At 72.7% G+C, this 23,988-nt stretch carries 18 protein-coding genes; 5 read left to right on the forward strand and 13 right to left on the reverse strand.

Translation table 11 applies throughout. The features are described from left to right. Positions 1-290: 290 nt before the first annotated feature. The 4 genes from FRAEUI1C_RS38060 to FRAEUI1C_RS04230 all read right to left on the reverse strand — a co-directional run bounded on the left by FRAEUI1C_RS38060 (position 291) and on the right by FRAEUI1C_RS04230 (position 8,062). Positions 291-1,511, reverse strand: a complete 1,221-nt coding sequence (locus FRAEUI1C_RS38060; protein WP_013422039.1) for a hypothetical protein — start codon at positions 1,509-1,511, stop codon at positions 291-293. Then, the gene (locus tag FRAEUI1C_RS04220) at positions 1,508-4,855 is read right to left on the reverse strand and encodes an AAA family ATPase (RefSeq protein WP_013422040.1); all 3,348 of its coding nucleotides are present in this window, start codon (positions 4,853-4,855) and stop codon (positions 1,508-1,510) included. The genes FRAEUI1C_RS38060 and FRAEUI1C_RS04220 overlap by 4 nt, the downstream gene beginning before the upstream one ends. Positions 4,856-4,962: 107 nt before the next feature. Then, on the reverse strand, positions 4,963-6,147 hold the full coding sequence (locus FRAEUI1C_RS04225; RefSeq protein WP_013422041.1) for an exonuclease SbcCD subunit D: 1,185 nt from the start codon (positions 6,145-6,147) through the stop codon (positions 4,963-4,965). Between the two features lie 85 nt (positions 6,148-6,232). After that, positions 6,233-8,062 (reverse strand): ATP-binding protein, encoded by a 1,830-nt coding sequence (locus FRAEUI1C_RS04230; protein WP_013422042.1) that lies wholly within the window; start codon positions 8,060-8,062, stop codon positions 6,233-6,235. A 297-nt stretch (positions 8,063-8,359) separates the two neighbouring features. On the opposite strand from FRAEUI1C_RS04230, the gene FRAEUI1C_RS04235 reads away from it, so the two are divergent. After that, positions 8,360-10,141: an N-acyl-D-amino-acid deacylase family protein gene (locus FRAEUI1C_RS04235; protein ID WP_013422043.1), complete on the forward strand. Its 1,782-nt coding sequence runs from the start codon at positions 8,360-8,362 to the stop codon at positions 10,139-10,141. Between the two features lie 168 nt (positions 10,142-10,309). On the opposite strand, the gene FRAEUI1C_RS04240 is transcribed toward FRAEUI1C_RS04235, so the two are convergent. Then, positions 10,310-11,317: a polysaccharide deacetylase family protein gene (locus FRAEUI1C_RS04240; RefSeq protein WP_071587927.1), complete on the reverse strand. Its 1,008-nt coding sequence runs from the start codon at positions 11,315-11,317 to the stop codon at positions 10,310-10,312. Positions 11,318-11,498: 181 nt separating this feature from the next. Between FRAEUI1C_RS04240 and FRAEUI1C_RS04245 the strand changes: the two genes are divergently transcribed. Together FRAEUI1C_RS04245 and FRAEUI1C_RS04250 are read left to right on the forward strand one after the other, a co-directional pair. Beyond that, complete coding sequence (locus FRAEUI1C_RS04245; RefSeq protein WP_013422045.1) at positions 11,499-11,816, forward strand: PadR family transcriptional regulator; 318 nt, start codon at positions 11,499-11,501, stop codon at positions 11,814-11,816. Further along, entirely contained in the window at positions 11,813-12,715 is a 903-nt protein-coding gene (locus FRAEUI1C_RS04250) for a hypothetical protein (protein ID WP_013422046.1), read from the forward strand. Before FRAEUI1C_RS04245 ends, FRAEUI1C_RS04250 begins: the two co-directional genes overlap by 4 nt. A gap of 152 nt (positions 12,716-12,867) precedes the next feature. On the opposite strand, the gene FRAEUI1C_RS04255 is transcribed toward FRAEUI1C_RS04250, so the two are convergent. The 8 genes from FRAEUI1C_RS04255 to FRAEUI1C_RS04290 all read right to left on the reverse strand — a co-directional run bounded on the left by FRAEUI1C_RS04255 (position 12,868) and on the right by FRAEUI1C_RS04290 (position 20,151). Continuing rightward, on the reverse strand, positions 12,868-14,055 hold the full coding sequence (locus FRAEUI1C_RS04255) for an NAD(P)/FAD-dependent oxidoreductase (RefSeq protein WP_013422047.1): 1,188 nt from the start codon (positions 14,053-14,055) through the stop codon (positions 12,868-12,870). A gap of 49 nt (positions 14,056-14,104) precedes the next feature. Next, positions 14,105-14,764 carry a peroxiredoxin gene (locus FRAEUI1C_RS04260; RefSeq protein ID WP_013422048.1) on the reverse strand — a complete coding sequence of 220 codons (660 nt, stop codon included), beginning with the start codon at positions 14,762-14,764 and terminating at the stop codon, positions 14,105-14,107. A gap of 91 nt (positions 14,765-14,855) precedes the next feature. Beyond that, positions 14,856-16,841 carry a BTAD domain-containing putative transcriptional regulator gene (locus FRAEUI1C_RS04265; protein WP_013422049.1) on the reverse strand — a complete coding sequence of 662 codons (1,986 nt, stop codon included), beginning with the start codon at positions 16,839-16,841 and terminating at the stop codon, positions 14,856-14,858. Between the two features lie 129 nt (positions 16,842-16,970). Then, the gene (locus FRAEUI1C_RS04270) at positions 16,971-17,528 is read right to left on the reverse strand and encodes a hypothetical protein (protein ID WP_013422050.1); all 558 of its coding nucleotides are present in this window, start codon (positions 17,526-17,528) and stop codon (positions 16,971-16,973) included. A 181-nt stretch (positions 17,529-17,709) separates the two neighbouring features. After that, on the reverse strand, positions 17,710-18,297 hold the full coding sequence (locus FRAEUI1C_RS04275) for a hypothetical protein (protein ID WP_013422051.1): 588 nt from the start codon (positions 18,295-18,297) through the stop codon (positions 17,710-17,712). A 261-nt stretch (positions 18,298-18,558) separates the two neighbouring features. Continuing rightward, complete coding sequence (locus FRAEUI1C_RS04280; protein WP_013422052.1) at positions 18,559-19,011, reverse strand: group III truncated hemoglobin; 453 nt, start codon at positions 19,009-19,011, stop codon at positions 18,559-18,561. After that, positions 19,011-19,445, reverse strand: a complete 435-nt coding sequence (locus tag FRAEUI1C_RS04285; protein ID WP_013422053.1) for a hypothetical protein — start codon at positions 19,443-19,445, stop codon at positions 19,011-19,013. The genes FRAEUI1C_RS04280 and FRAEUI1C_RS04285 overlap by 1 nt, the downstream gene beginning before the upstream one ends. Continuing rightward, complete coding sequence (locus FRAEUI1C_RS04290; protein WP_063748047.1) at positions 19,438-20,151, reverse strand: helix-turn-helix transcriptional regulator; 714 nt, start codon at positions 20,149-20,151, stop codon at positions 19,438-19,440. The genes FRAEUI1C_RS04285 and FRAEUI1C_RS04290 overlap by 8 nt, the downstream gene beginning before the upstream one ends. Before the next feature lie 1,457 nt (positions 20,152-21,608). On the opposite strand from FRAEUI1C_RS04290, the gene FRAEUI1C_RS04295 reads away from it, so the two are divergent. Next, positions 21,609-22,550: a hypothetical protein gene (locus FRAEUI1C_RS04295; RefSeq protein ID WP_013422055.1), complete on the forward strand. Its 942-nt coding sequence runs from the start codon at positions 21,609-21,611 to the stop codon at positions 22,548-22,550. A gap of 182 nt (positions 22,551-22,732) precedes the next feature. Further along, positions 22,733-23,773: a replication-relaxation family protein gene (locus FRAEUI1C_RS04300; RefSeq protein WP_013422056.1), complete on the forward strand. Its 1,041-nt coding sequence runs from the start codon at positions 22,733-22,735 to the stop codon at positions 23,771-23,773. Positions 23,774-23,988: the final 215 nt, after the last annotated feature.

The following is a 23,988-nucleotide window of genomic DNA, read 5'->3' on the forward strand; positions in this document are numbered from 1 at the left end:
GCCCCGCGCGTCCCCGCGACCCGTTCCCGCCCGCACCGCGTTCGCCCCAATCGCGCCCGCCGCCGGCACCACGCCCACGCCGACGCCCAGGCAGCCGGCGACGCCGGCACCGCGGCGGCCGCCAAGTCGGCACCGCGGCGGCCAAGCCGACGGTCCGTGATCGCCGTCTTGGCCCTCGACTGGTCGCAATCAGCCGCTCGTAACGACCAGTTCAGGGCGAAAACGACGATCATGAGCCGTCAGCCGTCAGCCGTCAGCCGTCAGCCGTCAGCCACCAGCCGCCAGCCGCGTCAGCCGGTCGGCGCGCCCAGGGCGGCGCGGCGCAGCGAGCGGTAGAGGAGCTGGTGGTCGCCCAGGCGGCGGCGCAGGGATCGTTCGAGGCCGGCGATCGGGTAGAGGTTCTGCGGGGCTCGGCCGTCCTTGAACTCGTGCGAGGCGAAGCGCGGCAGCACCACCTGGCTGAGGTCGGCCAGCCCGATCGCGTCGGCCGCGGGCAGGCTCGCCGGGCACTCGACCCGGGCGACCCCGGCCCAGGGCGCCCCGGGCCGGCTCGGTAGGCGCAGGTACCAGGTGAAGCGGTCCCAGTTGGTGCCCATCATGAAGACCGGTGTGCGTTCGCCCGGTTCGAGCCGGCCGACCACCTCATGCTGGGGTGCTTCCAGGTACCGCGAGTGGTGCGTCTTGATGAACCCGAGCGTGCGTGGCATGTGCGTCCTGCCCCGCAACGGCCCGTCGACGACAAGCAGGGCGCTCCGATCCTGGGCCGCGTCGCCGGGCTGGTCCGTCGGGTGCTCGGCGAGCCGCTGCCGGGGCCACGGCCCGGTCGGCCCGGCCGCGAACGGGTCGCCCGGTCTCTCGGTGTCGGAAGGCCACGTCGGCACGTCGGCGAAGGAGCCATCCGGTGCCGGCCCGGCGCCGCCGTCCGGGCCGGGCCACGCTTGTCCGCCCGCGCCCGCGCCCGTGGCGTGGCCATGGCGCGCGCCGGCGGCGGTGGCGATCTCCAAGGTCGTCATGGCCTGTTGGATGGCGAGGTTCAGGCCGTTGGGGCCGTCGTCGGTGACCGGCCTGAACCGGTAGGTGCCACCCTGCGTGGCGATGTCACCGGCGTGGCGCGCCGGGGTGAACAGGCCACGTTCCACCCGCGCGGTCAGCAGATGGGCCCCGAGCGCGCAGCTGCAGACGACGCCGCTGGCGAACGACGCGCAGACCGCCGGGACGGCCGAGGTCGCCCGGGTGTCGGCCGGCGCCAGGTCATCGATCCAGCCGCGGGCGTCCTCCCGGCGGACCCCGTCGACGAACAACACCGCCTCGGGCGCCGCGACGAGCCGGCCCCGAGCGGCCGGGAGTGGCACCGGCCGCCACGCGGACGGAGCCTCCTCGACCCCGGCCTCGATCTTCGCCGTCGACTCCTTGAAGCCGTCGTCGGCGACAGAGGTGCCGTAGCTCGGGTCCCAGGGGTCGATGCTGAACCGCATCCCACCCGTGGCCGCGACCGCCGCGGGGGTGCTCATGCCGTCTCCCGGACGACGGTGGACGTGCGTTCGTCGCGGCTCACGGCGAACCGGACGGGGACCCGTTCGGCCAGTGCCTGGACGTGGGTCACGATCCCGACCATCCGGCCACCGCCGACACCGCCTCCGCCCGCGAGGTTCTCCAGCGTGCTCGCGACGGTGTCGAGGGTCGCGTCGTCGAGGGTGCCGAAGCCCTCGTCCAGGAAGATCGAGTCGAGCCGGGCGGCGCCGGTCGCGGCCATCGTCGTGAGCTGGGCGGACAGCGCCAGCGCGAGCGCGAGGCTCGCCTGGAAGGTCTCGCCGCCGGAAAGCGTGCGCACCGGGCGCTGGGAGTCGGCGTCGGCGTGGTCGATGACGATGAAGTCCCCGTCGTCGTGGGTGAGCTCGAACTGGCCGTTGGACAGCTCCAGGAGCGTCCGCGACGCGTCCTCGACGAGCAGGTCGAGCGCGGCGGCCACCAGCCAGCGCTGGAAGCGGTCCGAACGCAGCAGCACGCCGAGCTGGTGGGCGACCTGCTCGGCCTCGCGGGTCTTCACGAGCTCGGCGCGCACCCCGGCGGCCTCGGCGCGCCGCTCGGCGACCCGGTCCCGCTGCGCGCGGGCCCGTTCGAGCGCCGCCGACGCGGCCCGCGCCGCCGTCTCGCTGACGAGGCCGTCCGTCGGGATGCCGTGCGCGGTGAGCAGCTCGACCAGGGCCTGGGCCGTCTCGTCCCTGGCCTGCCCGGCGTGGGTGACGGCGTCACCGAGGGCGGGCAGCCGCCCGTCCCGGGCGGTCGCCTCGGTGGCCGCCCAGCGGGTGAGCGCCGTCCAGTCGGCCAACAGGTCCTGGCCGCCGAGCGCCGGTGCGCCGAGCGCGACGACGGTGTCCCGGGTGCTGGCGAACGCCGACTGGGCGGCGCGCAGCGCGTCCTGGGCGGCGTGCAGCGCGGCGTCGGCGGCGTCAGCCTCGGCCCGGGCGGCGCGCAGGCCCTCGTCGGCGGCCTTGGCGTTCTCGGCGAGCCGGTCCAGCTCGGTGAGCGTGGCCGTCACGTCCGCGGCCGAGGGCAGCCCGGTGAGGACCGCGCGCAGCTGGGTGACCCGGGTGTTGAGCGATTCCAGCCGGTTCGCGGCGGTGCGCTCGTCGTGCAGGGCCGCCACCTGGTCGCGTTCCGCCCGCTCCGCGGTGCTCGCGGCCTGGGCGTGGGCGGCGGTCGCGGCGCTCAGCGCGTCGCGGGCGGCGGCGTCGCGGGCCGCGGCCGCGCCCAGCTCGGCGGATCGCCGCCCGGCGAGCTCGCCGGCCCAGCCGACGAGCCGGGCCCAGCTCGCGGCCAGGTCGACGCCGAGGCCGTCCCCGCCCTCGGCCGGTTCGCCGTCGACCAGGCCGGGCGCGCCCAGGCCGACCAGCGGGTCCCGGGCTTCGACCAGCTGGGCGCGAGCCCGGGAGCCGGCCGTCACCAGGGCGGCCGCGGCGCGGCCGGCGGCGTCCGCGTCGACCCGGGTGGCCGCCAGCTCGCGCGCCGCCCTGGCCGCGACCTGCTCGCACCGGGTGAGCTCGGCGAGCCGCGCGGCCACACCGGCGGCGTCCTGGCCCGCGAGCGAGCGGTGCAGCTCGTCGGCCCGGTCCACCAGGTTCCGCTGGCGCAGGCGGGTCTCGTACTCGGCGCGGCCCGCGTCCGCGGCCCGCCGCTCCCGCGCTTCGAGGTCCTTGGCGGCGCGGTCCAGCGCGGATCGCGCGGCGGCGAGCGCCACCGGCTGGCCCACGGCCGCGGGCAGCGTGGCGACCGCCTGCTCACATACCGGGCAGGGCTCGCCCGCGACGAGGTGGGGACGCAGCGCGGCCGCCAGGTCGGCGGTCTGTGCCCGCTCCAGCGCGGCCGCCGCCGCGTCGCGGGCGTGGCGGGCCGCCTCGACGCCGGCCACCGCCGCGTCCAGCCCGCGCCGGGCGTCGGCGTGCGCGGTGTCGGCCGCGACCCGGGCCGGCGCGAGGCGGGCGAGCTCGTCGTGACCGTCGCGGGCGCGTTCCAGGGCCGCCCGGTTCGGTGCCGCGTCGAGGGCGGCTCTGGCGTCGATGTCGGCCTGCTCCGCGGCTCGCCGCAGCGCGCCGGACTCGGCGGCGGCGCGCTGGGCGGCGCGCAGCCGCGAGGCCAGCTCGACGACGCCCTGTGGGGTGCGGACCGCGGCCAGCCGGTCGCGCTCGGCGCGCAGCCGCGCGACCTCGTCGGCGACGGCCTGCGCCGCGCGGGCCGCCTCGTCGCGAGCGGCGACGCCCGCGTCCCGGGCCGCCCGGGTATCGGTGACGGCCGCGGTGAGCCGGTCGAGGGTGGTCCGCGCGGCGGCATGGGTCGCCTGTGCCCCCGGCTGGGCCGCCTCCAGCTTGCCCAGCTCGGCGTGGTCGCGGCGGGCCTGCTCCAGCGGGGCGCGGTCGGGGGCCGCCGCCAGGGCCGAGCGGGCCGCGCTGTCGACCCGCTCGGCGGCCAGGCGGGCCGCGGCCACCGTGGCGGCGGCCGCGGCGGTGGCGGCCAGCCTGGCCGTCAGCGTGACCACATCAGCCGGCATCCGGACCGTCGCGAGCAGGTCCCGCTCGCGCTGGACACGGGACAGCTCTGTCGTCGCACGCTCGGCGGCCGCGGCCTTGGTGGTGATCTCGCCGAGCGCGGCGTCGACGCGGGTCACCACCTCGGCCAACGTCTCCACCCGGGCGGCGGCGGTCCGCGCGGCCTCCTCGGTGGCGTCCTCGTAACCGGCGAGCTGCTTGTCCAGCGCCTCGACGCCGTGCTGGCTCGTCTTGGCCTGCTCGTTCGCCGCGGCCCGGATCTCGTCGTAGACGCCGAGGCCGAGCAGCCTGGTGAGGATCTTCTGCCGGTCGGCCGGCTTGGCGTGCAGGAACTCGGCGAACTCGCCCTGCGGGAGCACGACGCAGGCGCAGAAGTGCTCGAAGCTGAGCCCCAGCAGGGTCTCGACCGCCCGGCTCACCTCGGAGTCCGCCGCCACGACCTCGGTCGGCGCTCCGGGCGCGGCCAGGCCGGCGGGGTCGGCCAGCCGCTCCAGCCGGGCGTTGCGGACCGTCACGCTGCCGTTGCCGAGCCGGCGTAGCTCCCGGGCGACGACATACCGGTTGCCGGCCGCGTCGAAGACCAGCCGGACGGTGCCCCGGGCGACCGTCGGGGCCAGCGCCAGCGAGACCAGGCCGCGATGGTTCCACCGCGGCACGGACCCGAACAGCGCGAACGTCATCGCGTCGAAGACCGTCGACTTCCCCGACCCGGTCGGCCCGACGAGCGCGAAGTAGTCGGCGTCCGCGAAGTCCACCGTCGCCGCGTCCCGGAACGAGCCGAACCCGGCCATCTCCAGCAGCACCGGCCGCATCAGCCCACCACCCCGTGAAGAACAGAACCTCCCGGCCAGGAACCACCCAGCGAGCCCCGTTCGCGGCGGAGGGCCGCGCCCGGACGCCGCGAACCAATCAACACGGCCTAACCATCCCGCTCGGCTCCGACAATTTCGTCGTGCAGCCGGGCGAACAGCCGCTCGACCCGGTCGTCGGCCACGTTCTGGCTGCCCAGGTACTCGTGGAACAGCTCGCCCGGGCCGCGCTGGCCGGTGGACGGGCGGCTCGGCCGGTCGCCGGCGGCGGCGGCCGCCGCGGCGGCGGCGAACTCGGGGTCGATCCGGACCTCGAGGGCGTTCGGAAGGACCTCCTGGACCTGTTCGCGCAGCCCGGCCCGAGCCGGCTCACGCACCCAGACCCGCAGGTAGGCGTCGCCGTACTCGGCGGCCCCGTCGGCCAGCTCGGCCACCGTCCCGCGCACGGTCCGCAGCCGCCGGCCGGTCGTCACCGGAATGTCGACGCCGCTCGCGGGCGTGCCCGGCGAGGCGGTGACGACGCGGACGACGGGGGTGTTGTCCTGCTCGCCGAAGTCGACCGCGAGCGGTGAGCCGCAGTACTCGACCGGGCAGGGCGCCGGCAGCGTCTGGCGGCGGTGCAGGTGGCCGAGCGCGACGTAGTGCGCGTCGGCGGGGAACGCGGTCGCCGGCACGTAGTAGTCGAAGATCGACTGCGCCAGCCGTTCGCCGCCGCCGAGCTGCCCGCCGGTGACGGTCAGATGCGCGAGGACCAGGTTCACGGCCTCGTCCGAGAACCCGGACCGCAGTGCGGTGAGCAGGTCGCGGACCACCTGGTCGTAGCGGGCCGCGTTCTGGGCCGGGGTCTGGGTGACGAGCTCGGCGGCCCGGATCGCGAAGCGCTGCGAGAGGAACGGCAGCACCGCCACCCGGACCGGTTCGCCGGTGCCGCGGGCGTTGAACGCGATCACGCCGCCCTTGTCCGCCCGCCGGGGCGTGCCGACCATCGTGATCCCGGCCGCCCCCATCAGCGGCCGGTAGGCCTCGAACGAGCGTGGATGGTCGTGGTTCCCGGCGATCACGATGACCTCGGCGCCGGTGCGCTGGAAACCGAGCAGCGTCTGGACGGCGAGCCGCTGGGCCTCGGCCGACGGCGCGGCCGAGTCGTACACGTCGCCCGCGACCAGCACCGCGTCGACCTCGTTGTCCCGGGCGATGCCGACGACCTCCCGCAGCACCGCCTCCTGGTCGTCGAGCCGGCTGCGGCCCTTGAGCGACTTCCCGATATGCCAGTCGGACGTGTGCAGGAACTTCATGGCGACCGGTCCTTCGTGGCGCGGCTCAGAACGGTGCTAGTCAGAACGGTGCTAGTCAGAACGGTGCTAGTCGGATCGGTGCTGGTCAGAACGGCGGCGGGTCGTCGTCGGGGTCGGGCAGCAGGGTGAACGGGTCGGGCCGGGGCGGTGTCGCCGGGCTCGCCGATCCGGTCACCGCCGGGGCGGCGCCACCGTCCGCGCTCTCCGAGGGCCGGGTCGCCCACGCGGGGAAGGGGAAGGTGACCGCCAGCGGTACCGGGATCTCCGGCTGCGTGACGAACATCGTCCCAGGTTTCGCCAGTGTCGCCCTGGCCCGCTGCCCGGGCGGCAGGAAGCCGTACTCCGGCCGGGACGCCTCCGCCGGGTCCAGTCGGCCGACCACCCTGATCGCGCTGTTGGCGATGATCCGGCGCTCCACCTCGCTCGCCGTCTGCTGCGCGCCGACCAGGATGATGCCGAGCGACCGGCCGCGTTCCGCGATGTCGAGCAGCACCTCCTTGATGGGGCTCGTCCCGTCGCGGGGCGCGTACTTGTTCAGCTCGTCCAGCATCGTGAACAGCAGGCCGCCCGGCCCGGCCTCCTCCTTGCGCCGGGTCTCCGCGGCCAGCACGACGCCGACGACGAACCGCTGGGCCCGTTCGGGCAGGTTGTGCAGGTCGACGACCGTCACCTGGTGGTCGGCGGTGCTCACCCGCCGGCCCGGCGCGTCCGGGATGTCGGCCCGGATCAGCGGCCGCAGCGCCCGCAGCGACGAGCGCAGCCGGCGCACGAACGCGTTCACCGTTCCGGCGCCGGTCGCCGGACCGGCCCAGCGGGAGCGGGCGTCCTCGTCGTTGACGCGCTCGATGATGAAGTCGACGAGGTTCTCGTACGTCTTGAGGACCTCGCCCTCCAGCTTGACCGCCCCGTCGACGCCGTACGGGACGACGTCCTGGCGCAGCCGGTTCGTCACCTGGTGCACGACCATCGTGTACTGCTGGCGGTCGTCCTCCGCGTCGGCGAAGACGTAGGGGAGCAGCTCGCCCTGGCAGAACTCCAGCGGGGTCCACCAGAAGGCGCTCACCCCCGAGGTGCGGCTCGCGACGTTGGGCCGGCCGGTCGTGTCCCCGGGCAGCGGCGGGGCGAAGAAGCCGGCGGACGCGAACGGCTCGGCCGGCAGCCCGAGCCGGTCGTAGACGTTGCGGATCTCGTCGGTCAGCCGGTTGTTCGCGTGGTCGAGGAAGAGCAGGTCCTCGCCCTTGACCGAGAAGACCAGCGCCTTCGCGTTCACGGCGGCCCGGCCGAGCACCCCGCACCGGAAGATCGAGTAGAGCAGGAACAGCGCGAAGCTCGTCTTCGTCGCGACGCCGGAGATCCCGCTGATCGAGACGTGCGCGCCGCGGGTGCCGTCGAGGAACTCCAGGTTGACGTAGATCGGCGTGCCGTCCCGGCCGAGGCCGACGGGGACGCGCCGGTCCATCTGGTCGAAGTACAGCGCGGTCGCCCGTTCGTCACCGGTCGCGCGGCGCACCAGCGCGCCGGGCCGCGGCGGGACGTAGATCTCCGGCTCGACCCGGGTCGTCGTCACCTCGGCGATCTCCTGCACCTGCGCGGGCAGCACGCCGTCGGCGATCAGGAAGACGTCCGAGTCGAAGCTCGCGCCCTCGTGCCGCGCCTCCACCTGGGTCACGACGCCGGCCGTCATCACCGGACCGATGCCGGGGACCTGGCGGACCGTGACGACGACGTCGTCGAGCTGCAGGTAGCTGTCCTCGTCGAGCGCGACGTGGAACAGCAGCGGGGTGGCCTCCTCGGTGCCCATCACCCGCCCGACCGGCGGGCTCGTCAGCGTGCCCGGGCTGGCCGGCGCGGCGGCGCCAGGCGCGGTCCCGTTCGGCGTGACGCCGCCCCGACCGCCGGTCTCTGTCACCGTCACCGGGACCGCACCTCCACCCTGCTAGCTGGCGACGCCCTGCTCGGGCCGCACCGGCCGAATTATCCGGCTCGCGGGAAGGCGCGCCCGATCTGCCTCGCTTCGGCGTGTCTCGGGCGCCCGGCGCGGGGTCGGCACACCCTATGTCGCGTTCGCTCCCTGCTGTCTGGCGTGACGGGTCGGGCCGCGGCCGCCGAATGACTTCCGTTTGCCCTGTGACGCGGGTCATACTGCGGATAATGTATAAATCCGCGCCGTGACGCCGCTGCGTCGCCGACCGGGCCGAATGAGGGATGCCGGATGCTGGATTCGAAGATCGTCGGCGGCCTGGTCGTGGATGGCACCGGGGCCGCGCCGTTCCGGGCCGACGTCGGCATCAAGGACGGGATGATCGTCGACGTCCGCAGGACCGGGGAGTTACCCGGTTCGAGCGGCATCGAGACCGAAGCCGTCGAGACCATCGACGCGACCGGGAAGCACGTCCTGCCAGGCTTCGTCGACATCCACACCCACTACGACGGCCAGGTCACCTGGGACACCCTGCTTGAGCCGTCCAGCGGCCATGGCGTGACGACGGTGGTCTCGGGCAACTGCGGCGTCGGCTTCGCCCCGGTGACGCCCGGCCGCGAGGAATGGCTGATCAAGCTGATGGAGGGCGTCGAGGACATCCCCGGCACGGCGCTCACCGAGGGGATGACCTGGGGCTGGGAGTCTTTCCCCGGCTATCTGGACCGGCTCGCCGACCGGGGGCTGGCCGTCGACTTCGGCGTCCAGATCGGGCACGGCCCGCTGCGCGCCTACGTCATGGGCGACCGGGGTGCCCGCAACGAGCCGGCCACGCCCGACGACATCGAGGCGATGGCGCGCCTCGTCCAGGAGGCCGTCGAGGCCGGGGCACTCGGCTTCTCCACCTCGCGGACGCTCGCCCACCGGGCCATCGGCGGCGAGCCCGTCCCGGGCACCTTCGCCGCCGAGGACGAGCTCTTCGGCCTCGGCCGGGCGATGGCCCGGGGCGGCCGGGCGGTCTTCGAGCTCGCCCCGACGGGCGCCGCGGGGGAGGACATCCTTGCGCCAGCCCGGGAGCTGGACTGGATGCGCCGGCTTGCCGAGGAGATCGACCGGCCGGTCTCGTATGCCCTGTTGCAGGTGGACGCCGCGCCCAACCTGTGGCGTGAGCTCATGGAGACCTCCGCCGCCGCGTTCGAGGCCGGTGCACCCCTCTACCCGCAGGTGGCCGCCCGCCCCTTCGGCCTGCTGATCGGATTCGCCGGCCTGCACGCCTTCTCCCATCGGCAGACGTTCCGCTCGCTGAGCCACCTCACGCCACGAGAACGCGGCTTCGAGCTGGCCAGGCCCGCGGTCCGGACGGCGATCCTCGCCGAGCAGGACCTGCCCGTCGACCGGTCGGTGCAGTTCGACGGCATCAAGGACCTGATCGCGGTCGCCCTCGACCGGCTCTACGCGATCGGCGACCCGCCCGACTACGAGCCGACCCGCGAGCGCACCGTCGCGGCCATCGCCGAGCAGCGCGGAGTGCCCGGCCTGGAAGCCCTCTACGACCTGATGCTGGAGTCCGCGGCCGGAACCGATCACCCGGCGACGTCGATGCTGATGATCCCGTTCTTCAACTACTCGGACGCCAACCACGACGCCATCCGCGAGATGCTCACCCACCCGGCGGGCGTCTCGGGCCTCTCCGACGGCGGCGCCCACTGCGGCACGATCTGCGACGCGTCCTACCCGACATTCCTGCTCACCCACTGGGCCCGCGACCGTACCCGGGGTGAGCGGCTCCCGCTCGAGTTCCTGGTCAAGAAGCAGAGCGCGGACACGGCGGCCCTGTTCGGCCTCGGCGACCGGGGCGTCGTGGAGGCGGGCAAGCGCGCCGACCTGAACGTCGTCGACCTCGACCGCCTGACCCTGCACACCCCCCGGATGGCATACGACCTGCCCGCCGGCGGCCGGCGCCTCATCCAGGACGCCTCGGGCTACGACCTCACGATGGTCGCCGGCACCGTCACCCGCCGGGGCGGCAAGGACACCGGAGCCCGCCCCGGCCGCCTCCTGCGCGGCGCCCGCTGACCGCGCGTCGCCCGACGACGACCTAGCCACCTCCGCCAGGGCTCGCCCGGTTCGGCCTCCCATGATCGCCGTTTCGACCCTCCGGTGGTCGTATCTGGCGCTGTTCCGTAGCCACCCGAGGGCGAAAACGGCGATCAAGGCGGCGGGCAGACGTCGACGGTCACGGCGCTACGCCAGCAGGCTGGCGAGGGTGACGAAGCCGTAGCCGCGGTCGCGCAGGGCCTTGATGATCTCAGGAAGCGCGTCCGCGTCGAGCGTCGAGTGGTCCCGCGGGTGCGAGCCCAGGTGCATCAGGACGATCTCGCCCGGTGTCAGCGCGGCCACCACCCGACTGGTGACCGACTCCGCGCTACCCCCGCCCGAGGTGCCCTGCCACCCGAGGGTGTCGACCGTCCAACGGACTGTGACGTAGCCGAGCGTGTTCACGGCTGCGATGGTCCGCTGGTCGCGGTCGCCGAACGGGAACCGGAACAGCGGCCGCGGGTCGCCGCCGGTCGCCACCCGGATGTCGTGCTCGGCGCCGAGGACCTGGTCGCGGATCGCCGAGTCGGTCAGCGTCGTGAAGGACGGGTGGGTGGCCGAGTAGTTGCCCAGCCGGAAACCGCCGACCGCGATGTTCCGTGCCTGCGCCGGATAGTCGTCGGCGAAGTCCCCGGTGAGAAAGAACGTCGCCGGCACGTGTTCGCGCGTCAGCGTCGCGAGGATCTGCCCGACGCCGTCGGCGTTCGCCCCGGCGTCGAAGGTAAGCGCGACGACCTTGCGGTCCGTGGGAATCCGGTCCCAGTCCCGCCCGAACAGCCGTCCCGGTATACCGGCGCCGGGCGTCGGCGGTGGGCCGATCGGTGGCACCGGAACCGGCGGCAGCGAGACCGTCGGCAAGGAAACCGTCGGCAAGGAAACGGTCGGCAGGGAGACCGCCGCCATCGCCGCGGGCAGCGCCGTCGCGGTCGGGGTCGGGACCTGGGACGGCGGTTCGGTGGCCGGGGCCTGCGGGGTCGGGGCGACCGGCGAGGCCTCGGCGACGACCGGGCCGGGGGAGAGCACCCGGTCGGTGGACCGGGTGGGCGAGGTTCCGGCGGCCCACGGCCGGCCGGACCCGTTCTCGCAGGCGGCGACGGTGACCACCGCCAGGCCCACGAGCACGCCGAGGGTGGCGGCGCGACGTCTGCGTCTCACGGTGGATCTGACGTCGCCCCGCTGGGGCGGGTTGCCCGGCCTCCGGCGCGTCGCCTCCCGCGTGTCGAGCCCGCCCGGCCCGCCATCCGCGAGGCGAGCGCCCCCCTGCTCGCCCGGGTCGGGCGTTGACGGCCGCGCCGACGTCTTCTACGTTTCACGTAGTACGTGAGACGGAGGGCATATGAGGCGCAGGGATGACGTGGGCTGGGCGGATCCGGCGGTGCTGATCCTGACCAGCCTGGCCGACGGGCCGAAACACGGGTACGCCATGACGGCGGACATCGCCGAGCAGGCCGGGGTGACGCTCGGGCCCGGCACCCTGTACGGGGCGCTTTCTCGGCTGGAGGAACGCGGGTTCATCCAGGCGATGCCGGGCGAGCAGCGGCGCCGGCCCTATCGGATCACCGCGGCGGGCGCGACGGTGCTGCGCGAGCGGCTGACGGCGATGCGGTCGCTGGCCAGGACGGGCCTGTCCCGGCTCGACGCGGTAACGGCGTGAACGCGCCCCGGCGGGTCGCCCTGCTGGTGCTCTCCTGCTATCCGCCGTCGTTTCGCGAACGGTACGGAGCGGAGGTCCGCGGTCTGCTGGAGGACACCGAGGTCCGCACCCGGACCGTTCTCGACCTGATCGTGAATGGCGCTCGCGCGTGGAGTCGTGCCGTCGTCGCGACCGACGGCACGGAGCGGGTTCGCCGGCGGCTGCAGGCGACAATCGCCACCACCTGGGTCTGTTGGTGCGCGGGATTCCTGGTGACGCCGGCCGTCAACCGGGCGTTGCTGGATCCGGAACCCGCGCACGTGCCGTCGGGTGTCATCCCGTTGTTGAACACTTCCCTGGTCGCCATCGCGGTGAGCGCCGCGCTGATCCTGATCGCCTCGATTCCCCTGCTGCGGGTCTTCCTGCTGGCCGCCCGCCGGGGTGAATGGCCGATCGTCCGGCCGTTGCTGATCGCGGCAGTCGCGGTCGTCGTGGATCTGCTGGGTCTTGCCGGGCTCGTCGCCTGGCGGCGGACGTATCCGCCGATCGCGCAGAACCCGCACTTCTCAGGCCTGTTCGTCGGTGCGCTGGTTGTCTGGACGCTTGGCTTCGTCTGCGCGCTGGTCGCGGCCGGCGTGGGCCCGGCGCTCGCCACCACCCGAGCCGCGCCGCCAGCCAGTGCGCTGCGCCTGCCCGGACTACTGGCCGTTCCGGTCGCCGCCCTGCTGATCGTCGCGACCGCGGCGTCCACGGCAGCGGTGGTCCTGATGCTGCGGACCGCCCATGGCGAGGGCGTCGGCGTCGTCGGGCTCGCCTTCGTCGGCCTGGCGCTGGTGACTGCCATCGGTGCCTCGGCCGGGGCTCTTACCACCGCGTGCCGGGGTTTGCGTCCCGCGCTTCGGGCGTACGGCGCGTCCTGAGGCCGCCAGCCGCTCCATCGTGATCACTTGATGGACCTGGCTGTGCGGTTCCGGTACGTCGGCGCCGTGTGCCGGAACCTGGCCCGCGACCGCCCGGCCGGCCAACCCAGTGCCCCCAGCCACTGGGTTGGCCGGCCACGCGGCGCGGGCCGTTACGGAACCGGCTCGGCCGATCCCGGCACGAGCGTGGTCCAGCCGCGGCCGAACCATCGCTGGATCCGGCTGGACCCGAATTCCGCCTTGTCAGCCGCATACAGCGCCGACGGGTCGTCGAAGCTCCCACGAGGCTTTTCCCCCGCACGGAAGGTGACATCGACACGCGCCACCCGATGGCCGCCGAACTCGATGTAGCAGACCCCTCGTCCGTCATAGGCCGACGGATCCCCGTGACCGCGGTACCGCGCGATGATCTCCTCGGCCACGACGGCGGCCTGGCCCTCGGCGAAGACCCCTGCCTTGGGCGTGCCGACGCTCGTGACGTCGCCGACCGCGTACACGTTCGCGAACCGCGTCTCGAGGGTGCGCGGGTCGACCGGGACCCAGCCGTCGACGCACATCCCCGAGTCCCGCACGACCGCCGGTGCCCGGTGCACCGGTACGCCGAGGAAGAGGTCGAAGGGCAGCTCGTCACCGTCCGAGAGCAACGCGACCTTCCGTCCTGGGTCGAGCGCGCGCACCAGCCGTTCCGGATGCCAGGCGATCCCGCGTTCCGCGAACGCCGCCAACAGCGCCTTCGACGCCGCCGGCGACGGCGGGATGGGAACGCCCAACGGCATCACCAGCGCGACCTCGCTCGACTCACGCAGGCCACGGCTGACCAGGAGGTCGTGGACGAGCAACGCGGTCTCGCTGGGAGCCGGCGGGCACTTGAACGGTGTCGAGGTGACGGCGACGACCACCCGACCACCGTCGAAGCTGTCGAGCACCCTTCGCGTGGCGAACGCGCCGGCCACGGTGTAGAACTCGTGGCCGGCCTCGACGAGGCCCGGCGTCGCCGACGGCTGCAGGTCGGCGCCGAGCGCCACCACCAGGATGTCGCCCTCGAACGGGCCGGCGTCCGTCTCGACCCGCCGAGCCTCGGGGTCGATCGCGCGGACCGTGGTCCGCACGAAACGCACGCCGGGCCTGACCAGGTCGCGATACGGATGCGTCACCGCCTCCTCGGTGGTGCGCCCGAACATCACGTCGAGCTTGGAGAAGCCGAACACGAAGCCGTCCGCCTGGTCGATCAGGACGATCTCGATCTCGTCGCCCAGCTCCTCGGACAGCCGTGCCGTGAGTTCCAGGCCACCGAACCCGGCTCCCAGCACCAGCACGCGCGTTCTTCCGCTGACGGTCATGATCGCTGTTCCGCGTTCACTGAGCTCCGGCCGTGACCGTGCCGGCCGGTCAGGCGCTGGGCTGGGGGACGATGCGCAGGTAGGGCTTCGGTGCCTGCCAGGTGCCGAAGAGTTCCTTGGCCTGCTCGTTGTTGACCGAGCCGGCGATGACGACGTCTTCGCCCTGCTTCCAGTTCACCGGGGTGGCGACCTTGTGCTTGGCGGTGAGCTGCAGGGAGTCGATGACCCGCAGGACCTCGTCGAAGTTGCGGCCGGTCGTCATCGGGTAGACGAGGATCAGTTTGATCTTCTTGTCGGGGCCGATCACGAACACGTTGCGCACGGTCTGGTTGTCGGCCGCGGTGCGGTCCGACGGGTCACCGGAGACGTCGGCGCCGAGCATGCCGTAGGCCTTGGAGATCGTGAAGTCGGAGTCGCCGATCAGGGGGTAGTTCGGCGCGGTGCCCTGGGTCTCGGCGATGTCCTTGGCCCAGTCCTCGTGCAGCTCGACCGGGTCCACGGACAGGCCGATGATCTTCACGCCGCGGCGGTCGAACTCGGGCTTGATCGAGGCGACGTAGCCGAGCTCGGTGGTGCAGATCGGCGTGAAGTTCTTGGGGTGCGAGAAGAGCACCGCCCACGAGTCACCAATCCACTCATGGAAGCTGATCGCCCCCTCGGTGGTCGCGGCCACGAAGTCAGGCGCGGTGTCGCCAATCGTCAGAGTCATCGGTATCTCCGTCATCTCACGGCCCGGCGCCAGCCGCCGGTTCCTGGGGACACGGACGACACTACGAACGGGCCGTTCCCTGGGCGTTCCCTCACGCCAGGCCGGCCGCCAGCCGCCGCGACCGGGCCGCCCAGAACGGCTGCTCGGCCTTCTCGTACAGCGCCGCCGCGGCCTCGAAGCGGGCTTGTGCCAGCGTCTGGTCGCCGTCGGCGGTCGCGGCGCTGCCGTCGGCGGACGCTGCCATCGCGCGGAAGGCGGTGCTTTCGAAGGACGCCGCGGTCCTCGCCGCGGCGGCGGCGAAGGCGGCCGCGCCCGCGCTGTCACCGATCCGCGCGAACGTCTCGGCGCCGATCGGGTTCAGCAACGCGCCGCAGGTCGCGCACTCGCCGTACCGTTCCGCGGTGCGCTGCGCGGCGCGCACCGCCCGCAGCGCGCCGTCCGGATCACCCCGCTCCAGTGCCGCGAGCGCCGCGGTCGCGTGCAGCCGGGCCCAGGCGTGCCGCGAGAGCGGGGTCACCGCGGCGATGGCGGCGGCCCGCTTGAGCCGCGGCGCGACCTGGTCGAGCTCGCCGGTACACACGGCGAGCTCAGCGAGGCGAAGCCACGGCAGCGCGACCGACCGGCTGCCCATGGGCGCGTACAGCTCACAGCTGCGTTCCAGGCAGGCGGCGGCCTCGTCCCAATGGCCTCGCAGCAGGAGCGACTCGCCGAGCAGGCACCAGGCGAAAGCCTGCGCGCCGACCGCGTCGGCGCGTTCCGCGAGCACCAGCGTCTGGCGCGCGTAGTCGTCGACGTCGCCCGCGAACTTGTCGCTGTAGAGCTGGTTCTGCCCGATGCAGTGGTTGATCTCGTAGAACCGGCTGACGCGGTCGCCCAGATCGTCGGAGGCGATCCGGTGGATCTGGTCCTGCAGCCCCGAGCGCCAGGTGCCCTCGATGTGCGAGATGATCGCGAGCGCCTCCAGCGCATCGGTGACGTCGTCCCGCTCGCCGTGCGTGACCGCGAGCTCGTGCGCCCGCGTGGCCAGCCGCCGTGCCGTCTCGAGGTCGCCCCGCTCCCAGCTGATGTTCGCGCGCAGGCAGACCAGCCGGCCCTGTTCGGCCGCGTCCGGGCCGAGCCTGTCTGCGGCGTCGAGATGCGGCTCGGCCGAGTCGGGCAGGTGCAGCATCAGCAACGCGGTGGCGATCTTGCGGTGCAGCCGCCCGGCCGTCGCCGTGTCCGCCGACGCCATCAGCGCCTGCTCGTAGGCCTTGGCGGTCGCGTCGGCGTCTCCCGACTGAGCGCGCAGGTCGCCGACCCGCTCCCACAGGGCGACGGGCAGCTCGGGCGCGGAGACCTGGTCCATCCGGATTTCCTCGTACAGACGCTGCGTGCGCGCGCTCGGCTCGGTGCCCAGCTCGGCGGCGAGCGACTCGCGCAGCCGGTCGTACTGGCGCCGCGCGTCCTCGCGTCGCCCGGCCAGCGCGTACAGCCGCATCAGCCACGCCTGGTTGTCCTCGTGCGATGGGTCGGCGGCGACCAGCCGAGCCACCGCGTGCGCGGCCTTCGCGAGCTCGCCGCGAGCCTCCATGAGCCCGGCGAGCTCCGCGGCGAGCGCGGTCCAGTCGGCGAGCAGCTCGTCCCGGGGGCCGTCGGCCCATTCCTCGTAGACGTCCTCGGGCAGCAGACCGTCGCGATGGAGCTCCATGGCCTGGACGTAGGCGTCCGCGTCCTGCGCCCGGCGCGCCGCGGCGGCGGCCGTCCAGTAGTCGTCCACGTCGACGCGCAGGTGATCCGCCGGGAGCGCGAGGAGGTCGCCGATCGAGACGATGAGATCCGCTCCGTCCGCGCCCTCCCCGGCGAGCGCCCGCCGCGCCTCGAGCAACGCCTTGCGCAGGTTCGCGGCCGCGGCCGCGGCGTCGAGGTCGGGCCAGAGCTGGTCCATCACCTTTTCGCGCCGCAGACGATGTCCCGGTGCCAGCGCCAGGAGCTTGACCAGCGCGGCCGGCTTACGGCGAGACCACGAGCTGTCCGGGACGACCCGGTCGCCCACCGCGACCCGGAACCGTCCGAACAGCTCAATCCCAAGCTCCTGCACCCCACACCCCCACCTGGCTCACCCGTCATCGTGCCAGGAGTCGCCGCGCGCGCCGATGGCTGGCGCAGGGGGTGGGCCGGCCCGGTCCGGCCTGGGAGTCAAGATCAGTGGTCGGGCTCCGAGTCGTCGCTACGGCGTAGCGTCCTGTGCGGCTATCTCGGCCTTTATCCGCACGAAGTGCTGCTCGAACCCGTCGCGCCGCCCGTACGAGGCGACATAGAGCAGGACGAGCGCGGCCACGTACATTGCGCCCGAGGCGCCGACCATGCTCCAGCCATACCAGGGCTGTCCGCGCTCGTTCGCCGAGGCGAGCGGAACCACGAGCGCGGCGACGCCCAACGCCAGGTAGATATTGGCCAGCATTGCGTTGAGATTGCTGAACCTGCCCTGAGGGAACTCGCCGCGGATGCTCTCCCAGTCTCCTCGATCGTCCTCCAGGAAAACCTTGATGTATGCCCCGATCCGGGAGCTCTTCTCGGCGCCGTAGTAGGTGTAGATGATCGACGCGGCGAGCAGGACCAGAATTGTGGACGTCAGGGCGGTCCACAGGAAGTTTTTCGCCAGAGACGTGACCAGGCCCAGGATCGTCGCTTCGGCGGTGGCTATCTGCATGGCGACCGTGGTCCGGTTGGACTGCCAGGCAATGATCTCCGCCCGAAGCGCTTCGTACTGAACCTGTCTCTCCACAGTTCCCCTCGGCCGGTCGGGGCGGACCCGGAGGCCGCGCCAGGGTCAGTTCCTCACCATGATCGCTGTTTCACGCTCTGGTGGCTACGAAACGGCCCTGGCTACGAGGATTCGAGGGCTGAACCGGCGATCGTTCGGCCGCGGGGAGGGGTTGCGGCACGGGCCGACCGCGACGGGCCGGCTAGGTGGCAGGCTGCGGAGTGGGCTTGTGGCCGAAGGTGAGTTCCTCGGCCGGGCCGGTGCGCCGTAGGTGTAGCAGACCGAGGCTGGTCAGCAGCAGCATCACGCCACCGAGCACGAAGCTGGCGATCGCGGCGATGAGCGCGATCTGGCCGAGCTTCCAGAACCCGTAGGCCTCCAGCAGCAGGCCCCGCAGTGTCTCGCCCCGGAACAGCGTCTCCACCTGGCCGGCGAGCTTGGCGTTGTTCGGGTCTGCCTGGGCCTTCTGGCTGACCTGCGCATAGGTCTGTCCGCCGGCGGCCTCGCTCAGGTGCACCTTGATGAAGTGGTCCGCATAGGCTTCGGCCTGCGGGCCGGTGACCAACTGCTGGCCGGCGTATTTGTTCAGGTACGGCCCGATGCGCGGGTCGGCCAGCGCCTTACTGCCCTTGGCTGGGAAATAGATCTGCTCGGCGGCCAGTTGGTTGCGCACGTTGTCGTTCGCGAAACTGTGACCCCACAGCAGCAGCCCGCCCGCGATGAACAGCACCACCGCGACGACGAGCCCGCCCGTCGACAGCAGAAAATCGAATGTCCTGCGACGCATCATGCCCTGCCTTCTGGGTCCGCCGGCGGCGCCGGCCGCTACTGAGACAGATTCTCAGCACGACGGGCATCCCGATCAGGAGCGACCGGCCCTGATCCGACGTATCCGTTGGCCTACGACGGCCGGTAACACCCGGCCGCTCGCGCTGGTGCGTTCGGCCCGCGGACCGGGGGACCGATCGGCCCGCGGCGACAGGCCTCGTTATTCGCCAGTGATCCGATCCAGGTCCTGATTGGGGACGGAATTCGACCCGGACGGTGTCCGTCAGGAGCGCTCAGCCTGGCGGGGATGACGCGAGATGGTGACGAGCTCGCTGGCCGGCTCGCCGGCGAGGCGTCGGCACAGCGAGCCCGCGATGCGGGTGGCCTGTAGCTTGGCCCGTTCGGCGCGTTCGCCCTGGTACAGGTCGTCGATCGTGCCGGCCCACAGCTCGAGCCAGCGGGCGAAATGTTGCGGGCCCAGCGGGGCTTTTGCGTGAATCGCGGCGTGGACGTGCAGCGCGTTCCGGTGGTAGGCGCCGGCCTGAAAGAGGACGGTTTCCCAGAAGTCGCACATGATTGGCAGGTGTGCGGCCAGGTCGAGACGCGCGACGTCGATAAAGATCGGGCCGAGCAGCGGGTCGGCGAACGCCCTGCCGTAGAACGCGGTGATCAGCGCGGCGATGTCGTCTCGGCCCGTGATGTCCCGGACCGGCCCTTGCTCCGTGCTGGCGGTCATCAGAGAAGAACTTGGGCGAGCAGGACCCCGAGAATCGGCAGCAGGATCACTTTGACGGCCTCCAGGACGATGTAGGCGACGTGCCGGTGGGAAGGTGGCGGCGGGTTTCCCGCGATGATCTGCTCGGCCCGCCGGTCGAGCGCGGGGCGCAGGACCGCGAGCTGGACGGCGAGAACGCCGAGGACCGCGGCGGTCACCCCCCACGCCGGGGCAGTCGGTGTGTGAAGGGCCAGGGCGACGAGAAGGACGGCGGCCAGGACGACCTCCAGCCGGTTGACCGCGCGGAACACCAACCGGCCGATGCCCAGGCCCAACGGGATCGTGATGCCCGGCGCGCGGAACTTCAGCGGCGCCTCGAGAAACGAGATCCCGGCTACGAGCCCGAACCAGACGAACGGGATGGCCACCTGAAGGACCACGGCGGTGTCACGCACGGGATCTCCCGCGAGCAGGTCCGGACGGCGTCGTCAGGTGCGCCACGCACAGGCCGGGCTCGGCGAAGGGCACGAGGCGGGTGTCGAGGGGCGGCGCCCCGAGGTGTTCCAGCGTTCCGCGCAGGAGTCCGAGGTGCAGGGTGCAGACCACGTCGGGATGAGCCTTGGCGACGCCAAGAAACGGGCAGGCGTGCAGCAAAAGGCGCTGGCCGCCGGGTTCGCCGTCGAGTTCCGGGTCGAAGCCCACCTCGGTGAACAACGCCATGACCTCCTGCAGGACGTCGCCAAGCGCTCGAAGCTCGCGGCCCGGCGGCCCGTCGACGTCGCGGGACCGCGCTGAGTAGCGTTCGTCGGCCCAGGCTCGGCCGGCTCGCTCCGCCCGCGCGGCCTTGTCCGCGGCGCTGTCGGCCAGGTTCGCCGCGAGCGCGCCGGCGAGCTGCTCGTAGGCGCCTCGGTCGTCGCCTGGGCTGGTGGACGTGTAGGTGACCCGCGGGCGACCGGGCGTCGAACGCGGCCGTGGCTCGGAGACGACGAGGCCGGCGGCGGCCAGCCGGTCCAGATGGAAGCGGACCGTCGACACGGCCAGGCCACTCTCCTGGGCGAGCTGGTGGGCGTCGAGCGGTCCCGGGGCCGCTCGCAGGAGACGGAGCAGGTCAAGGCGGCTGGCCACGGCCAGCGCGCCGTGGCGGCGGCTACGGTCGGCCACCGGATCGCTTTCCGGGCCGACGCGCGGGCCGCCACCATTCGGCGCAGGGCGCCCGCCGGAGTCGGCCGGGCCCGGGCGGCTGGTCATGCGCGCGCAGGGTGGCCGGCGACCAGCGGGGTGGCGGCGCCGCCCCCGCGCTCGTCGACACACGCCCGATCCAGGACGTCGACGCACGGCTCGACGATCACACGTGTCACGGCGCACTCCTCGATCGGCGGCCATCTCCCGACCGAGTTTACACGGCAAGCATCGTTTTTATTAGCGACTGCCCTCTGAGACCCACCCGCCGACGTGCGGTGTTGCCGACCCTGAACGGTGAAGGTGTCGTCTTGCCAGGTCTCCATGGGTGAAGGATCAAGATGGCGATGGATCCAGCCGATCGCCCTGCTCTGGCTGCACCGGTCCTACCTGGTCCGCTTCGCGCTCCATTTCGCGACCGAGTGCCCGCGGGGCGAGACGATCGTGATCGGGCCGCTCGGCGTCGCGCCCGAACTTTCGGCGGCGGCGTTCGCGGTGGGTCGTGGTCTTGGTGGGCGTCGTCAGCCGGGAGGGCCGCCGCTGGTCACATGCCCGGTCCGTCCGCCCATGAGGCGAACTCGACCGGCTGTCCAACACGAGGTCACGGCTGACGTGAACGACCGGACCCTCGAAGTGATCGTGTGGGGGCTGGTTGTTCCAGCAGCGGCTCGGCCGGCGGTGGCGACTGCCCGCTCCGAAGCGACGCAGGCTGCTGCGTGATAGCCACGCGCCTGGCAGGCCCAGCGGCGCCGAGACGCCAAATGAAACTGCGACAGTGACATTTCGAATTGCATTTCCGGGCGATCATGAGCCGTGGTTGCGCCATGCGGCCTGGGCTAGGCCGTTCCTCGTAGATCTTCAGGTCCGGCGCCGCGTCCGGCCGAGGCGCCCGGGCCGGATGTCTGCCGATCTTGGCCGCGCCGGTCGTTCGCCGGCACGTTCGTGCCCATGATCGCCGTTTCGGCCCTGTGGTGGTCGTGGAGACGCCCAGGTCACGACCATGCCAGGGCCAAAACGGCGATCAACCGCCGGCGGCCGAGGCCGCGGAGGGCGACGATCTCGGACGAGATCGGCTCAGGACGAGGCCGACACCTGACCGACCTGCGTCCTCGCCACTCGAAGATCCCCGGACACGCCAGACGCCGTCGCCGGCTGGGCTGTGCTCCGCAGGATGTCTGGTGACCGCGCCGCTCGAACCGATGGGCTGACCGCAAAGGTGGCTAGACGGTGATCAAGATCGCGACCGCCAACGAGGCCGCCGCTGGAATCGCGCCTACGACCTGGGCTTTCGTGGGTGCCCCCGGGGAGGCTCGGACAGCATCATCGCATATTCAGGCGAGGGCCGCCCTGGTCGTGTCGGCCCGTGTACCGGTGCCTATTACGCCGGGTAACGCGTCGGATCTGGTGGGTGCGCGGGCGGTCGGCGGGGGTGGCGTCTGATGGCCCGCGATGGTGCGACCGCGACGGGACAGCGGCCGGTCGGCGGTGATGTGACGGTCACCCTCGTCACGGTGATCATGGTTGTGGTTGTGGGCCTCACTTTCGCTTTTGGGTTCGGCAACGTGTTCCAGCTGGGGTTGCGGTTGGGGGTGCCGGTGTGGGTGGCGCCGCTGGTGGCTCCGGCGGTGGACCTGTCGGTGGTGGGCCTTTTGTTGGGGACGCGGCAGCTGGCGGTGCAGGGTGCGCCGGTGGAGTTGCTGCGTCCGGCGCGCAGGTTGCTGGTGTTTTCGAGCCTGGTGACGTTGGCGTTGAACGTCGCCGAGCCGGTGATCGCGGGGGAGTACGGGAAGGCGGCGTTCGACGCGGTCGGTCCGGCTTTGCTGTTCGGGTGGAGCGAGGTCGGCCCGGGGTTGTTGCGCGCGATGCGCCACCCTGGGCCGCTTCCCGCCGCCATGGCCGAGTCCGATCGGCGGCCGGTGGAGGTTGGCACACCGGCGCAGGCCGCTGTCGTGCCGGCGGTCCCGCCGGTTCGGGTGGTCCGGGAGGCGGCGCCGGTGGCGGCTGTGCCGGCGCAGCGCGCGCCGGACGGGTCCGGTCCGCTGGTGGATGGTGGGCTGTTGGAGCGGGCGCGGCGCGAGGATGCCCGTTACTGGGAGGAACACCGCCGGCCGATCTCCTCGGACGAGCTACGCCGACGGCTGAAGGTCGGCTCGAAACGCGCGCGGGCGCTGGTCAAGGAGCTACGCGCCGACGCCCACCGGGTCTTCGGCGAACACGCTGCGAGCGACCCGCCCTCGATCGCCACGGCTTCGTTCCCGCCACCTGCGCACAGCCAGCCCGCGGACGGGGACGCGGCGGAGATCGTCTCAGACGATCTCGACCTGGTGGACCTCGGTCCGGTCGAGCGGGCCACGTCCGGCCTGCTCGCCACGGTCGGGTAACGGGCCCCGCCGGAGGGGACAGGTACGCATCCCGCGTGCCAGCGGGCGGCGCATCCGGACACGGACCCGCGCCGGTCCGCTCACCCCGACCGGCCCCAGCTTCCCGTTCTTCCCCGCCTGTCTGTGCGATCCGCCCCACCCACCCTCACCTGCCTGACCAACCCATAAGGAGACCCCCACTCATGATCACGAATCCGCCGCAGCAGACCTACCTCGGCCGCCGTACCTACAACCGTCCCGCCGCCCGCGTCGTGTCCTCCGGTGAGCACCAACTGTGGCTGGCCCGCCACCTCACACCACGGGACCGCTGGATCGTCCGGATGATCCACGAACACCGGGTGTTGACGACCCACCAGATCGTCGAACTCGGCTGGGAGACCCGCCGCTCGGCGAACATCCGCCTCCTGGAGCTCTACCGCTGGCGGGTCCTCGACCGCTTCCAACCTTTGGCGGTCAGCGGCCTGTCGCCCATGCACTACGTCCTGGACGTCGCCGGCGCCGCGGTGCTGGCGCATGAGGACGGCCTGGACCCGAAGAAGATCGGCTACCAGCACGACCGGGCCATCGGTATCGCCCACTCCCTGCACCTGGCCCACCGGGTCGCGGTCAACGGGATGTTCACCCGGCTGATCCACCACGCCCGCCAGCCCCAGGCCCCCGGCCGGCTCACCGCCTGGTGGTCGGAGGAACGGTGCGCCCGGTCGTTCGGGGACATCGTGCGCCCGGATGCCTATGGCCGCTGGAAGCAGGGCCGCGGCGAGGTCGAGTGGTTCCTCGAGCTGGACTTCGGCACCGAGACGCTCCGCCGCCTCACCTTCAAGATCAACGCCTACGATCGGCTCGCGGAGGCTACCAACATCCACACGCCGATCCTGATCTGGACCACCACCGTGCGCCGCGAAGCGCGTCTGCGCGAGGTGCTCACTGAGGCGCTGCGCGGCCTCGACCATCCGGCGCGGGTGCCGATCGCGACGACCGCCGCGGACCTCGCCGAACCCGACGAGCACCTGGACGCCACCCTCACCCGCTGGCTGCCCCTCGCCCGACCCGGGACCGGGCGCCTCAGCCTGGTCCAGCTCGCCAGCCTCTGGCCTCCCACAGCCAGGCCCCTCACGAGACCGGACAGGACCGAAACCGATCTCGACGTCGAGCCGCCGAAACGGCTGCATCCACCCCAGCCCATGCCACCCACCGGGCTCGACGGCGAGCAGGTCGCGGCCTGAGGCCGTTCTCGCATCGCCGCTGATCGGTGAGCAGGGCGTATCGCCCGGCTCACCGATCAGCGGCACCCGTCTTCGGGGAGTGGCAGGTACCAGGGCCTGTCTCGCTCGCCGAAGGTCGCGCCGCAGGCGCGCACCACCGTGATCGGGCGGTTCCGCGCCGGGGGCCAGCGTTTCGGGCCTCGCCGGTCGCCGCATGGCGCCGTCGCGCGCTGCTA

The organism is Pseudofrankia inefficax (assembly GCF_000166135.1).
GTDB classification, from domain to species: domain Bacteria; phylum Actinomycetota; class Actinomycetes; order Frankiales; family Frankiaceae; genus Pseudofrankia; species Pseudofrankia inefficax.

Coding starts and splice junctions, on each gene's coding strand:
- FRAEUI1C_RS38060 (WP_013422039.1), bottom strand. CDS start 1,511: ATGAGCACCCCCGCGGCGGTCGCGGCCACGGGTGGGATGCGGTTCAGC.
- FRAEUI1C_RS04220 (WP_013422040.1), bottom strand. CDS start 4,855: ATGCGGCCGGTGCTGCTGGAGATGGCCGGGTTCGGCTCGTTCCGGGAC.
- FRAEUI1C_RS04225 (WP_013422041.1), bottom strand. CDS start 6,147: ATGAAGTTCCTGCACACGTCCGACTGGCATATCGGGAAGTCGCTCAAG.
- FRAEUI1C_RS04235 (WP_013422043.1), top strand. CDS start 8,360: ATGCTGGATTCGAAGATCGTCGGCGGCCTGGTCGTGGATGGCACCGGG.
- FRAEUI1C_RS04245 (WP_013422045.1), top strand. CDS start 11,499: ATGAGGCGCAGGGATGACGTGGGCTGGGCGGATCCGGCGGTGCTGATC.
- FRAEUI1C_RS04255 (WP_013422047.1), bottom strand. CDS start 14,055: ATGACCGTCAGCGGAAGAACGCGCGTGCTGGTGCTGGGAGCCGGGTTC.
- FRAEUI1C_RS04260 (WP_013422048.1), bottom strand. CDS start 14,764: ATGACTCTGACGATTGGCGACACCGCGCCTGACTTCGTGGCCGCGACC.
- FRAEUI1C_RS04275 (WP_013422051.1), bottom strand. CDS start 18,297: ATGATGCGTCGCAGGACATTCGATTTTCTGCTGTCGACGGGCGGGCTC.
- FRAEUI1C_RS04280 (WP_013422052.1), bottom strand. CDS start 19,011: ATGACCGCCAGCACGGAGCAAGGGCCGGTCCGGGACATCACGGGCCGA.
- FRAEUI1C_RS04295 (WP_013422055.1), top strand. CDS start 21,609: ATGGCCCGCGATGGTGCGACCGCGACGGGACAGCGGCCGGTCGGCGGT.
- FRAEUI1C_RS04300 (WP_013422056.1), top strand. CDS start 22,733: ATGATCACGAATCCGCCGCAGCAGACCTACCTCGGCCGCCGTACCTAC.